At 67.8% G+C, this 13464-nt stretch carries 13 protein-coding genes; 1 reads left to right on the top strand and 12 read right to left on the bottom strand.

What is annotated here, in order from left to right:
• Window positions 1-16: 16 nt before the first annotated feature.
• Window positions 17-460 carry a MarR family winged helix-turn-helix transcriptional regulator gene (locus ASD13_RS06925; RefSeq protein ID WP_017830276.1) on the bottom strand — a complete coding sequence of 148 codons (444 nt, stop codon included), beginning with the start codon at window positions 458-460 and terminating at the stop codon, window positions 17-19.
• A 45-nt stretch (window positions 461-505) separates the two neighbouring features.
• Between ASD13_RS06925 and ASD13_RS06920 the strand changes: the two genes are divergently transcribed.
• Window positions 506-748 (top strand): hypothetical protein, encoded by a 243-nt coding sequence (locus ASD13_RS06920; RefSeq protein WP_017830275.1) that lies wholly within the window; start codon window positions 506-508, stop codon window positions 746-748.
• A 2-nt stretch (window positions 749-750) separates the two neighbouring features.
• On the opposite strand, the gene ASD13_RS06915 is transcribed toward ASD13_RS06920, so the two are convergent.
• The 11 genes from ASD13_RS06915 to rpsA all read right to left on the bottom strand — a co-directional run bounded on the left by ASD13_RS06915 (window position 751) and on the right by rpsA (window position 13311).
• Window positions 751-1101 carry a TfoX/Sxy family protein gene (locus ASD13_RS06915; protein WP_235562489.1) on the bottom strand — a complete coding sequence of 117 codons (351 nt, stop codon included), beginning with the start codon at window positions 1099-1101 and terminating at the stop codon, window positions 751-753.
• A gap of 14 nt (window positions 1102-1115) precedes the next feature.
• Window positions 1116-3188, bottom strand: coding sequence for an excinuclease ABC subunit UvrB (uvrB, locus tag ASD13_RS06910; protein WP_055867449.1), 2073 nt, complete (start codon window positions 3186-3188; stop codon window positions 1116-1118).
• A 58-nt stretch (window positions 3189-3246) separates the two neighbouring features.
• Window positions 3247-4464: an MFS transporter gene (locus ASD13_RS06905; protein ID WP_082531436.1), complete on the bottom strand. Its 1218-nt coding sequence runs from the start codon at window positions 4462-4464 to the stop codon at window positions 3247-3249.
• Window positions 4461-5060: a dephospho-CoA kinase gene (gene coaE, locus ASD13_RS06900; RefSeq protein ID WP_055867444.1), complete on the bottom strand. Its 600-nt coding sequence runs from the start codon at window positions 5058-5060 to the stop codon at window positions 4461-4463. The genes ASD13_RS06905 and coaE overlap by 4 nt, the downstream gene beginning before the upstream one ends.
• Before the next feature lie 32 nt (window positions 5061-5092).
• Window positions 5093-5584, bottom strand: a complete 492-nt coding sequence (locus tag ASD13_RS06895; RefSeq protein WP_055869131.1) for a CoA-binding protein — start codon at window positions 5582-5584, stop codon at window positions 5093-5095.
• 86 nt (window positions 5585-5670) lie between these two features.
• Window positions 5671-6975 carry an O-acetylhomoserine aminocarboxypropyltransferase/cysteine synthase family protein gene (locus ASD13_RS06890; protein ID WP_055867441.1) on the bottom strand — a complete coding sequence of 435 codons (1305 nt, stop codon included), beginning with the start codon at window positions 6973-6975 and terminating at the stop codon, window positions 5671-5673.
• Window positions 6972-8981: an acetate--CoA ligase gene (gene acs / locus ASD13_RS06885; RefSeq protein ID WP_055867438.1), complete on the bottom strand. Its 2010-nt coding sequence runs from the start codon at window positions 8979-8981 to the stop codon at window positions 6972-6974. Before acs ends, ASD13_RS06890 begins: the two co-directional genes overlap by 4 nt.
• Window positions 8972-9832: an ABC transporter permease gene (locus ASD13_RS06880; protein ID WP_055867435.1), complete on the bottom strand. Its 861-nt coding sequence runs from the start codon at window positions 9830-9832 to the stop codon at window positions 8972-8974. The genes acs and ASD13_RS06880 overlap by 10 nt, the downstream gene beginning before the upstream one ends.
• Complete coding sequence (locus tag ASD13_RS06875; protein WP_055867432.1) at window positions 9829-10869, bottom strand: aliphatic sulfonate ABC transporter substrate-binding protein; 1041 nt, start codon at window positions 10867-10869, stop codon at window positions 9829-9831. The genes ASD13_RS06880 and ASD13_RS06875 overlap by 4 nt, the downstream gene beginning before the upstream one ends.
• Window positions 10866-11633: an ABC transporter ATP-binding protein gene (locus ASD13_RS06870; protein WP_235562541.1), complete on the bottom strand. Its 768-nt coding sequence runs from the start codon at window positions 11631-11633 to the stop codon at window positions 10866-10868. Before ASD13_RS06870 ends, ASD13_RS06875 begins: the two co-directional genes overlap by 4 nt.
• 223 nt (window positions 11634-11856) lie before the next feature.
• Window positions 11857-13311, bottom strand: a complete 1455-nt coding sequence (gene rpsA / locus ASD13_RS06865; RefSeq protein ID WP_017830264.1) for a 30S ribosomal protein S1 — start codon at window positions 13309-13311, stop codon at window positions 11857-11859.
• Between the last annotated feature and the right edge of the window lie 153 nt (window positions 13312-13464).

Here is a 13464-nt window from a genome sequence, read left to right as displayed (position 1 = left end):
GCCGTGAGACGACTCGTCAGGCGAGGTCAGGGCGCCGACCGGCGAAAGGGCCGAGACCGTCCCGAAGGGCCGCGATCTCGTCGACGCCCATGCCCACCGCCGCCATGACCTGGTGCGGAACGTCGATTGCCCGATCACGGAGGGCCGACCCCGCTGCGGTGAGCGTGATCTCCAGACGTCGCTCGTCCTCGCTGCTGCGCTGACGTGCGACCAGCCCCTCGGCTTCGAGCCGTTTCACCAGCGGCGATGCGGTCGCCGGCTCCATGGCGAGGTCGACCGCCAGATCGTTGAGCGTGCGCGGGGCCCTCTCCCACAGCGCCAGCATGACGAGGTACTGCGGATGCGTGAGGCCCAGCGGCTCGAGGATCGGGCGATACAGGGCGACGACGTTGCGCGCCGCTGTCACCAGGGCGAAGCAGAGCTGGTTCTCGAGCCGGAGCAGGTCGTCGGATGCCGTCACAAGGGAGACTATACATCTGCACTAATAGTTAGTACACTAACGAACATGGCAAAGGATTCCGACCGCCCACCCCTCCGCACTCGCATCCGCGACGCAGGAGGGTTGTACTCCTGGGTGAACACGAACCTCATCCGGTTCGCGGGGCCCGCATCCGTCGGCCCGTACGAGAAGACCCCGCCGCCCAGCGCTGCCGAACGCGCAGAGCGCGCCTGCCCGCTCTGCGGCGCCCCGATGACGAAGCACGAGATCGACCGCACCGGGCCCAAGACGCTGGTGCACTGCCCATAGCGTCAGTCCTGCTCCGGCGTCTCGACCGCCGAGCCCGTCGACTCGCGGGCGACATCGAGCCAGAACATGAGCTCCGTGTCGTCTTCGATGGCACCGGGCACCACGTCGATCCACCCCGAACCCATCGTGCGCGAACCCATCACCGCACGTGCGGCTCCGGGGTGCGTGAGCAGCGCCGCGCCGTTCTCGTCGTCGACGCGCACCAGGAGGACTCCACCGGGACGCGCTCCGACGAGGATGTGGCCGTCATCGAGGAACGCCCTGGTGCCGAACATGCGCCGCTCTTCGATCCAGGTGTCGGCCCCCAACAAGGCACGCACCCGGTCGGCCAGCTCGTTCCCCGCAGCGTCCATCGACCAGCCCCCGTCTACGCGTGTCCAGCGCGCTCCATGGCGCGGAGCTCCTTCTTGAGATCCTGCACCTCGTCACGCAGACGCCCGGCAAGTTCGAACTTCAGCTCGGCGGCCGCGGCGAGCATCTGGTCGGACAGGTCCTGGATCGTGGCCTCGAGCTGCTGCGCCCCCTCAGCTGCGATACCCGTGCGCCGCAGGTTGGGCGTCGGCGATTTGCCCTTGCCCGTCGCGCGGCCTCGACCCGACAGCATCTCCGCCGTGTCTGCACCCTCACGGGCGAGCACCTCGGTGATGTCGGCGATGCGCTTGCGGAGCGGCTGCGGGTCGATGCCGTGCTCCTTGTTGTACGCGACCTGCTTCTCGCGTCGCCGGTCGGTCTCCTCGATGGCCTTCGTCATCGAGTCGGTCATCTTGTCGGCGTACATGTGCACCTCGCCGGACACGTTTCGAGCGGCACGACCGATGGTCTGGATGAGGGAGGTGCCCGAACGCAGGAAGCCCTCCTTGTCGGCGTCGAGGATCGCGACGAGGGACACCTCTGGCAGGTCGAGACCCTCACGCAGGAGGTTGATGCCCACGAGGACGTCGTACACCCCGGCGCGCAGCTCGCTGAGCAGCTCGACGCGACGCAGCGTGTCGACATCGGAATGCAGGTAACGCACCCGCACCCCGTGCTCGCCGAGGAAGTCGGTGAGCTCTTCTGCCATCTTCTTCGTGAGAGTCGTGACGAGCACACGCTCGTCACGCTCGACTCGCAGGCGGATCTCCTCGAGCAGGTCGTCGATCTGACCCTTCGACGGCTTCACCACGATCTCCGGATCGACAAGGCCCGTCGGGCGGATGATCTGCTCCACGATGCCGTCGGCGATCCCCATCTCGTACTTCCCGGGGGTGGCCGAGAGGTAGACCGTCTGCCCGATGCGGTTCTTGAACTCGTCCCATCGCAGCGGCCGGTTGTCCATCGCGCTCGGCAGGCGGAAGCCGTGGTCGACGAGCGTGCGCTTGCGAGAAGCATCACCCTCGTACATGGCGCCGATCTGCGGCACGGTCACGTGCGACTCGTCGATCACCAGCAGGAAGTCATCCGGGAAGAAGTCGAGCAGGGTGTGCGGCGGCTCGCCGGGCGCGCGTCCATCCATATGCCGCGAGTAGTTCTCGATGCCGGAGCAGAAGCCCAGCTGCTGCAGCATCTCGAGGTCGAACGTGGTGCGCATGCGCAGACGCTGCGCCTCGAGGAGCTTGCCCTGCCGCTCGAACTCGGCCAGACGCTCTTCCAGCTCCGTCTCGATCGTGCCGATCGAACGCTGGATGACGTCGGTGCCGGCCACGTAGTGCGAAGCCGGGAAGATCGGCACGGCGTCGAGCTTCTCGATGACCTCTCCGGTCAGCGGGTGGAGCGAGTACAGCGCCTCGATCTCGTCGCCGAACAGCTCGATGCGGATGGCGTGCTCTTCGTAGACGGGGATGATCTCGATGGTGTCGCCGCGCACACGGAAGTTGCCCCGCGAGAAGTCGACGTCGTTGCGGTTGTACTGCATCGCGATGAACTGCCGGATGAGCGCGTCACGGTCATAGCGCTCCCCCACCTGCAGAGCGACCATGGCACGCAGGTACTCTTCCGGCGCCCCGAGCCCGTAGATGCACGACACGGTCGAGACGACAATGACGTCGCGGCGGCTCAGCAGGGAGTTCGTCGTGGAGTGACGCAGTCGCTCGACCTCGGAGTTGATCGACGAGTCCTTCTCGATGAAGGTGTCGGTCTGGGGCACGTAGGCCTCGGGCTGGTAGTAGTCGTAGTACGACACGAAGTACTCGACCGCGTTGTTCGGCATGAGTTCGCGGAACTCGTTCGCGAGCTGAGCGGCCAGCGTCTTGTTGTGCGCGAGCACGAGCGTCGGGCGCTGGACCTGCTCGACCAGCCAGGCCGTCGTCGCGGACTTTCCGGTACCGGTCGCGCCGAGCAGGACGACGTCGGTCTCGCCCGCGTTGATGCGTGCCGCCAGGTCGGCGATGGCCTTGGGCTGGTCGCCTGCAGGCTCGTACTCGCTGATGACCTCGAAGGGTCGGACACTGCGCGTGGGTTGCATACCTCCAGCGTATGCCGCCCCTCCGACATCGAGGCCGTCGCCCGATGACGAGATGTGCTCAGGCAGATGACTGGCCGCTCGACGCGCCGCGCAGTGCGGAGAAGGCCGCGAGAGCGGCGGCCGCGCACATCGCGACGATGACGGCGACGAACCACCCCCAGCTCGCGGCCCCGAACACGAGACCGAGCATCCAGCCGAACAGACTCGATCCCGCGTAGTAGGCGAAGTAGTAGAGGGACGAAGCCTGCGCCCTGCTGGCAGGACCGGCAGCGACAGGTGTCCATCCGGAGGCGATGGCATGGGCTCCGAAGAATCCAGCGGTGAAGAGCACGAGCCCCGGCAGCACGATCGCCACCATCGGCACCAGCAGCAGAACCGCGCCCGCGGCCATCACACCGATCGAGGAGAGGAGTACAGGGAAGCGTCCGATCCGCGAGGCGAGCGCGCCGGCCCACGGAGAGGAGGCGGTGCCTGCCAGATAGGCCAGGAAGAGCAGCGGCACCAACCAGGCCGGCAGGGCGAACGGCTCGGCCGAGAGATGGAAGCCGAGGTAGTTGTACACCGCGACGAAGGCCCCCATGAGCAGGAAGCCCTGTGCATACAGCGCCCATTGCAGCGACGAGCGCAACGGCGCGCGGAGCTTCTCCAGGATGCCGGGACCGCGGTCCACCCGCAGGCGTCCGGGGACGAACCCTCTGGCGCGGGGAGTGAGCCAGAGGAACAGTGCAGCAGCCAGCGCGCACATCAGCGCGACGGAGAGGATTCCGGCACGCCATCCGCCCACTTCCCCGACGATCCCCGACGCGATGCGGCCGAGGAGTCCGCCCACTGTGGTTCCGGCGATGTAGCTCCCTGCGGCTGCGGCGGCGTGGCGTGCCTCGACCTCCTCGCTGAGGTAGGCCAGGGCCACAGCCGGCACGGCGCCCAGTGCCACTCCCTCCGCGAATCGGAGGGACAGCAGCGTGATGATCTCGCCGCTCAACGGCGCGGAGAGCCCCAGCACCGTCGCCGTGAGAACGCCCGTGGCCATCGCCGGCACCCGACCGATGCGATCGGCCACGACCGACCAGGGGATGACGGCCAGTGCCAGACCGAGGGTGGCCGCCGACACGCTCAGGGCCGCCGTGGCCGGGCTGACGGAGAGGTCGGACGAGATCTGCGGCAGGACGGCCTGGGCGGAGTACAGCTGCGCGAACGTCGCGATACCTGCGAAGAAGAGGCCGACGATCAGACGCCGATACTCGCGCGAACCCGGCGCGTGACCGGAGAAGGTCACTGTTCGCTGATCCGCTCCCAGAGGGCGTCCGTCTGCTCGAGCGTGCGCTCCAGGGTGTCGGAGGTATCGATCACGACGTCGGCGATCGCGAGACGACGGTCATCGGAGACCTGGGCGTCGATCCGGTCCTGCGCCGCATTCTCGTCCATGCCGCGCAGGTCGACGAGCCGCTGCCGACGCACCTCTGCAGGCGCATGCGCGACCACGATGAGATCCCACGGGTCGTCCACTCGCGCCTCGACGAGAAGCGGCACGTCGTAGATGACGACGGCTTCCGCGTCGTCGGCGAGGGCGGCATCGAAACGTCGCTGCGATTCCTCGCGCACCGCAGGATGCACGATCGCGTTCAGCCGCGTGAGGAGGTCGGCATGGCCGAACACCTTCGCCCCCAGCGCGGCTCTGTCGAGGGAGCCGTCCGGTGCGATGACGGCGGCGCCGAAGGCCTCCGAGATCCTCGCGAGGACCGGCGATCCGGGCGACTGCACGTCCCGCACGATCTGATCTGCATCGACGATCACGGCACCGTGCTCTGCCAGGCGCCGGGCTATGGTCGACTTCCCGGAGGCGATGCCGCCGGTGAGGGCGATGAGGGGCATGCCGCCAGTCTAGGTGTCGTCGAGATCGTGTCTCATCGGGCGAGCAGCTGACGGCGCGAGCTGATCACGCCGGTGTCGAAGCCAGCCAGATGCAGTCCGCCGTGGAATCGCGCGTGCTCGATCTTGATGCAGCGGTCCATGACCACCGAGAGACCGGCACCCTCGGCGATCGCTGCCGCGTCCTCGTTCCACGACCCGAGCTGCAGCCACAGCGTCTGCGCCCCCACCTCGATGGCTTCCTGGGCGACGCCGGGAAGGTCGTCATGACGACGGAACACGTCGACGATGTCGGGCACCACTGGCAGGTCGCGCAAGGTCGCGTAGACGGGCTGTCCGAGGATCTCGGTCTCGCGTGGGTTCACCAGGTACACGTCGTAGGCCGTGCTGGAGAGCAGATACGTCGCCACGAAGTACGACGCGCGTGCGGGGTTGTTGGACGCTCCGACGATCGCGATCGACTTCGCGCGTCGCAGCAGTCCGAAGCGCTCCTGCTGGGTCGGCCCGATCCAGGTCCGCCCCGGCATCGTCGGCACCGCACCGGGGAGGGCGCAGGCCGCCGTCTCATCGGTCACGGAGGGCAGCGCGCACGCATCGCCCGAGGTGGTCGCGCTCATCGGTTCGCTCCTGTCGCCGCGGTGAGGGCCTGATCGAGGTCCCAGACGATGTCCTCGGCATCTTCCAGTCCGACCGAGATGCGGATCAGGTCCGGACGCACACCCGCGGCGACGAGCTGCTCCTCGGTGAGCTGGCGGTGCGTCGTCGAGGCCGGGTGGATCACCAGGGTGCGGGCATCGCCGATGTTCGCGAGGTGTGAGGCGAGCTGCAGGTTCTCGATCAGGCTCTCCCCCGCCGCTCGACCCTCCGGCGACGCGACTCCGAAGGCGAAGACGGAACCGGGTCCGAGCGGCAGGTACTTGGCCGCGCGGTCATGATGCGGATGCCCTTCGAGCCCTGCCCAGGTCACGTACGCCACGCGCGGGTCGGAGGCGAGCCAATCGGCGACGATGCGAGCGTTCGCGAGGTGCGCGTCGATGCGCTGCGGAAGGGTCTCGATTCCCTGGAGCAGATTGAACGCCGACTGCGGACTGAGCGCGGGACCGATGTCACGCAGCTGTTCGGAGCGGAGCTTGGTGAGGAACCCGTACTCGCCGAAGTTGTCCCACCATTTGATGCCGCCGTACGAGTCGACGGGTTCGGTCATCTGCGAGAACTTGCCGTTGCCCCAGTCGAACGTGCCCTTCTCGATGACGACGCCGCCGAGCGTGGTGCCGTGCCCGCCGAGGAACTTCGTCACGGAATGGATGACGATGTCGGCGCCGTGTTCGAGAGGACGTGCGAGGTAGGGGGTCGCCAGCGTCGCATCGACCACGAGCGGCACACCCGCCGCGTGGGCGACGGCGGCGAGCCCCTCGATGTCGGCGATCTCACCCGACGGGTTGCCGATCATCTCGACGTAGACGACCTTCGTCTCCGGGCGGATCGCGGCGGCGAAATCGGCCGGCTCCGTCGAGGCGACGAACGTGGTCTCCACGCCGAAGCGGCGCAGCGTGACATCCAGCTGAGTGATCGTTCCGCCGTACAGCTGCGCAGCGGCGACGACGTGATCGCCCGCGCCGACCAGAGCGGCGAACGTGATGAACTCCGCGCTCATGCCCGAGGCCGTGGCGACGGCGCCGATGCCACCTTCGAGCGATGCGAGACGCTCCTCCAGAGCGGCGACCGTGGGGTTCCCGATCCGGGAGTAGATGTTGCCGTACTTCTGCAGGGCGAAGAGGTTGCCGGCGTCCGCCGCGTCGTCGAAGACGAACGACGTCGTCTGGTAGATCGGCACGGCCCTCGCACCGGTGGAGGCGTCGGGGGTTCCACCGGCGTGAAGTGCTCTGGTGCGAAATCCGAAGCGATGTTCTTCCGTCATGATGTCCTCAGTTCAGCGGCGGCGAGCACGTCGGCGATCTCATCGACGGCCCAGGGGTTCTGCAGCGACGTCGTGTCTCCCAGCGGCTGGGCTTCGCGACCGGCCCGTCGATCCTGCTCGGCTTCCCACAACTGCGCCAGGAGTCGTCGCATGATCTTGCCCGACCGGGTCTTGGGCAGATCGGGCACGACCACGATGTGCTGGGGCTTTGCAACGGGACCGATCGACTGCGCGACCTGAGCGCGCAGGTCGGCCGGATTCACGTCGGCACGGCCGGAAGGCGTCACGAAAGCCACGACGGCCTGACCGGTGACGGGGTCGGAGACCCCGGCGGAGCCCGCCTCGCCGACCGTGTCGTGTGCAACGAGAGCCGACTCGATCTCGATCGTGGAGAGCCGGTGCCCCGAGACGTTGACGACGTCGTCGAGGCGACCGAGGATCCAGATGTACCCGTCGGCGTCCCTGGTCGCGCCATCACCGGCGACGTAGAAACCGCCGAAGCGTCCGTGACCGGAGAATGCCGACCAGTACGCGTCGCGATAGCGCAGCGGGTCGCCCCAGACGGTGCGGGCCATCCCGGGCCACGGGCGGCGGATGACGAGCGTCCCCGAGCGCCCCGGGCCCACCTCGATCCCGTCGGCGTCGACCACCGCGGCGTCGATCCCCGGCAGCGCCACCGAGGCCGAACCGGGCTTGAGCCGCGTGACGCCCGGCAGCGGGGCGATCATCGCGGCGCCGGTCTCCGACTGCCACCACGTATCGATCACCGGCAGCTCGTCACGGCCGAAGTTCTGCCGGAACCAGATCCAGGCCTCGGGGTTGATGGCCTCGCCGACCGTTCCGAGCAGTCGAAGGGTCGACAGGTCGTGGCCGCCCGGCAGCTCGGCGCCGAACCACGTCATGAAGGTGCGGATCAGCGTGGGTGCCGTGTAATACACGGTGACCCCGTACCGTTCGATGATCTCGAGATGGCGCTCCCGATGCGGCGAATCCGGCGTCCCCTCGTAGATGACCTGGGTGAGCCCGTTCGAGAGCGGGCCGTAGATCTCGTAGGTGTGCGCGGTGACCCAGGCGAGGTCCGCCGTGCACCAGTGCACGTCGTCCGGCTTCGCGTCGAAGTGCGCCCAGTGCGCCCAGCTCGCCTGCGTGAGATACCCTCCCGCGGTGTGCACGAGCCCCTTCGGCTTCCCGGTGGTGCCGGAGGTGTAGATGATGAAGAGGGGATGCTCGGCGTCGAACGCCTGGGCCTCGTGGGTAGACGGCGCGGTGTCGACCACGTCGTGCCACCAGAGATCGCGCCCGTCGGTCCACGGCACGTCCTGACCGGTGCGCCGAAGCACGAGCACGTGCTCGAGGTCGGGAAGACCGGCCGCCGCGACGTCGGCCGTGGTCTTGACCACGGTGGCGACGCCGCGACGATACTGCCCGTCGCTCGTCACCAGCAGCTTCGCGCCGGTGTCTTCGAGGCGGAAGCGTACGGCCTCGGCCGAGAATCCGCCGAACACCAGCGAATGCACGGCACCGATCCGGGCGCAGGCGAGCGTGATGACGATCGTCTCCACGAGAACGGGGAGATAGATCACGACGCGGTCGCCCGGTTCGATGCCGAGCGCGACGAGGGCGTTGGCGGCGCGGGAGACCCGCTGCTGCAGGTCGGAATAGGTCACCGCGACGCGGTCGCCCGGCTCGCCCTCGAAGTGCAGGGCCACCCTGTCTCCGTGGCCGGCATCGACGTGTCGATCGATGCAGTTCGCGGCCACGTTGAGCCTGCCGCCGACGAACCAGCGGGCTGCAGGAACCGCGTCGCCGATCGGCGGCTCCCACTCATGGGCGGTATGCCACGGCTCCGACCAGTCGAGGCGGCGGGCAGCATCCTCCCAGAACGCGACGGGATCTGCTGCCGCGCGCGCATAGGCTTCCCCCGTGACGTTCGCGTGCGGGAACTCGTTCGAGGGCTCGTAGACGCGTGTCTCGTGCAGCCGGGCCTCCGTCACGCTCACACCCATCGTCGGAGCAGGTACTTCTCCACCAGCACGAGGAGGCCGTTGGTGAGGGTGCCCAGCAGTGCCAGCAGAACGATCGAGAGCAGGATGCGGTCGACCCGGCCGCTGTTCTGGGAATCGGTCAGCAGGAAGCCGAGGCCCATGGACGACGCGATGAGCTCGGCGGCGACGAGGAACAGCCACGCCTGGGCGAGCGCGAGGCGAAGGCCGGAGATGACGGAGGGCACGACGGCGGGCAGTTGCACGATGCGGAACAGCGACCATCCGCGCAGGCTGAACGATCGTCCGGCCTCGACGAGCTGCGGATCGACATGACGCAGCGCCGAGGCGACCGTGGTGTAGACGGGGAAGAACGCCCCGATCACGATGAGCGTGACCTTGGACTCCTCGCCGATCTGCATCCAGAGGATCAGCAGCGGCACCCAGGCGAGCGAGGGCACCGCACGGACGGCGGCGAGCGTCGGGCTGAGCAGCACGTCTCCCAGCCGCGACAGCCCCACCACGCCGGCCACGGCGAGCCCGATCACGGATCCGATCGCGAATCCGAGCAGCACGCGCTGCACGGAGATGGCGATGTGCGTCCAGAGCTGCCCGCTCTGCGCCAGCTCGACACCGGCCTGGAAGACAGAGGCGGGTGTGGGAAGACGGTACGACGGAATCGCTCCGTTCGTCGTCACGACCTGCCAGACGATCACGATGATCGCCGGCAGTACGAGCCCGGCGATCATCCGCGCCGCGGGTCGATCCCACGTGCGCCGAACGACGGGGTCAGGGCGCCGGAGCTCTCCCCTGGCGAAGTCGAGGGCGTCTTGCGAGTCCGCAGGGACGATCACCCGCTGGTCGAGATCGCTCACTCGCCGTCGACCGCCTTCTTGGCGAACGTGTCGTTCACGATCGACGACAGTGCCTTGTCGACGGAGGCCTTGCCGCCCTGCACGTCGCCGGACTCCACGAGCACGGGAGCGATCTTCTCGAGCACGGCGACCTGGTCGTCTCCGGGGATCCCGCTCACGTCGAGATTCGAGCGCTCCTCGATCACGGTGGTGGCGACCCCGATGTCGATGCCGGCGACCTCGGCGAGAAGCGCCGCGGTCTTGTCGGGGTTCTCGAGCGCCCACTCACGGGCCTGCTCGTACGCGTCGACGACGGCCTGCGCCAGGTCGGGGTGGTTCGTGATGAACTCCTCGGTCGCATTGAGGAAGCCGTACGTGTTGAAGTCGACGTTGCGGTAGATGAGCTTGTCGCCGGACTCCGCCTCGGCCGCGGCCATGATCGGATCGAGACCCGACCACGCGTCGACCGAACCACCGTCGAGAGCGGCACGGCCGTCGGCGTGCTGAAGGTTCTGCACCTCGACGTCGGACAGAGACAGACCGCCCTCTTCGAGCGCCTGCAGCAGGAAGAAGTAGGGGTCGGTGCCCTTGGTGGCTGCGACGGAGGCGCCCTTGAGGTCTTCGATCGAGGTGATGTCGCTGTCGGGTCCGACGACGATCGCCGCCCACTCCGGCTGCGAGAAGATGTCGATGACCTGGATCGGCGAGCCGTTCGCCCGGGCCAGGAGCGCAGCCGATCCCGCAGTCGATCCGACATCGACCGACCCGGAGCGCAGCAGCTCGTTGGCCTTGTTCGAGCCGGCGGACTGCACCCACTCGACGGTGACGTCGTCGCCGAAGATGTCTTCGAGGATGCCCTGGTCGCGGATCACGAGGCTCAGCGGGTTGTAGGTGGCGAAGTCGATCGAGAGCGTGTCGGATGACCATTCGGTTGCGCCGGACGTGGGCTTCGTGTCGGTGGCTGCGGCGTTCTCTCCGGCGACGCAGCCGGTGGCGACGAGCATCATCGTCCCGGCGATCGCGATCGCGGGGATGATTCGGCGGGTGGTGATGCTCATCGGTTCTCCTCGGCGGTGCGGTGGTGGGTGTCGACGCCGAGGCCTTCGAGAAGCTCGGCGCGCAGGTCGGCGAGGCCGCGATCGGCACGGTCTCGGGGGCGAAGGCCCGGCACGGTGATCGTGCGGGCGATGGAGGACTCGTCGGTGCCGGTTCCGTCCAGCGTGCGCAGCAGCAGCACACGGTCGGCGAGGTAGAGGGCCTCTTCCACGTCGTGGGTGACGAGGAGAACCGTGGTCGGCTCCGCGGCATGGATCTTCAGCAGCAGGTCGTGCATGCGCAGGCGGGTGAGTGCGTCGAGCGCCCCGAACGGCTCATCGAGCAGGAGGACGCCGGGGTTACGGGCGAGGGCTCTCGCGAGGGACGCGCGCTGCGCCATGCCGCCGGACACCTCGCGCGGGCGCTGGTTGGCCGCGTGGTCGAGGCCGACCAGGTGCAGCAGCTCGCGCACGCGTTCACGACCGGCACGACGAGCGGTGCCGCGTGGCAGGCCGAGCTCGACGTTCTGGGCGATCGTGCGCCACGGGAGCAGTCGGGGCTCCTGGAACGCGACGGCCGTGCGTTCGTCGACGTCGGCGACGAGCGTGTCATCGAGGCGGATGCTGCCCCGTGTCGGTGCGTCCAGGCCGCCGACGAGGCGAAGCAGGGTCGACTTTCCGCACCCGGAGGGTCCGACCACGGCGACGATCTCGCCCGCGGCGATGTCGAGGTCCACAGTGCGCAGCACGTCGCGGCGTCCGCTCGCCAGCGGAAACGATCGTTCGATTCCGTCGAGCCGGACCGCCTACGCGGTCCCCCACGCCGTCGGGACGGCTGTGGTGCGCGGCGCGGGCAGCAAGGCGGTCATGTGCCCATGCTGGCCGAGTGGATCGATTGCTACGAATACCGGCGTAATGCTGCGTCACGCACGGGAATCCTCCACGCGGACATGCGAAACGGGCCGCCACACCCGCCCGAAGGCGAGGTGACGACCCGTTTCAGAATGCTGCTTACGCGTTGCCGCCCGAGAGCTTCTCGCGCAGAGCGGCGAGAGCCTCGTCGTCCGCGAGGGTGCCGGCGCCGGCAGCCTCGCTGGTGAAGGACTGGCCACCGAAGTCGTCTCCGGCCGCAGCCTCGGCCTCGGCCGCCTTGACGACCTGAGCCTTGTGCGCCTCCCAGCGAGCCTGGGCTGCAGCGTACTCCTGCTCCCATGCCTCGCGCTGGGCGTCGAAGCCTTCCTTCCACGCACCGGTCTCGGCGTCGAAGCCCTCCGGGTACTTGTACTCGCCGTTCTCGTCGTACTCGGCGAGCATGCCGTACAGGGCCGGGTCGAACTCGGTGCCGTTGGGGTCGACCGACTCGTTGGCCTGCTTCAGCGACAGCGAGATTCGACGACGCTCGAGGTCGATGTCGATGACCTTGACGAAGACCTCTTCGCCGACCGACACGACCTGCTCAGCCAGCTCGACGTGCTTGCTGGAGAGCTCGGAGATGTGGACGAGGCCCTCGATGCCGTCTGCGACGCGAACGAACGCACCGAACGGAACGAGCTTGGTGACCTTACCCGGCGTGACCTGACCGATCGCGTGGGTACGGGCGAAGACCTGCCACGGGTCCTCCTGCGTCGCCTTCAGCGACAGGGAGACGCGCTCGCGGTCGAGGTCGACCTCGAGGATCTCGACGGTGACCTCCTGGCCAACCTCGACGACCTCGGAGGCGTGCTCGATGTGCTTCCAGGACAGCTCGGAGACGTGCACGAGGCCGTCCACGCCACCCAGGTCGACGAACGCACCGAAGTTGACGATCGACGAGACGACACCCTTGCGGACCTGACCCTTGTGCAGGTTGTTCAGGAACGTGGTGCGCGACTCCGACTGCGTCTGCTCGAGCAGCGCGCGGCGGCTCAGGACGACGTTGTTGCGGTTCTTGTCGAGCTCGAGGATCTTCGCTTCGATCTCCTGGCCGAGGTACGGCGTGAGGTCGCGGACGCGGCGCAGCTCGATGAGCGAAGCCGGGAGGAAGCCACGGAGGCCGATGTCGACGATGAGTCCACCCTTGACGACCTCGATGACCGTACCGGTGACGACGCCGTCGTTCTCCTTGATCTTCTCGACGTCTCCCCAGGCACGCTCGTACTGTGCGCGCTTCTTGGAGAGGATCAGACGGCCTTCCTTGTCCTCCTTCTGGAGAACGAGGGCCTCGACCAGATCGCCGACAGCGACGACCTCGTTGGGGTCGACGTCGTGCTTGATCGAGAGCTCACGCGAGGGGATGACACCCTCGGTCTTGTAGCCGACATCGAGGAGGACCTCATCGCGGTCGATCTTGACGATCGTGCCTTCGATGATGTCGCCGTCGTTGAAGAACTTCAGGGTCTTCTCGACCGCGGCCAGGAAGTCCTCAGCAGATCCGATGTCGTTGATGGCGACCTGCTTGGTGGCCGGGGCGGTCGTTGCGGTAGTCATGTAGTGGGTTGTCCTTGTTGAATGGAGACTCGGGCTGGGAGGCAACGGCCGCGCACGGCCGACTGCATGCTTCACAGCAGTTGGATTTTGGTTTTCTCGCCACGAGGGCACGCGTATGCACGCCACGAGTGACAGTTAACGCTATCAGAAGTT

The sequence above is a fragment of the Microbacterium sp. Root1433D1 genome, assembly GCF_001426835.1.
Classification (GTDB): Bacteria; Actinomycetota; Actinomycetes; order Actinomycetales; family Microbacteriaceae; genus Microbacterium; species Microbacterium maritypicum.
Note: the sequence above shows the minus strand (reverse complement) of the source record. Positions and strands in the feature narration are given on the sequence as shown.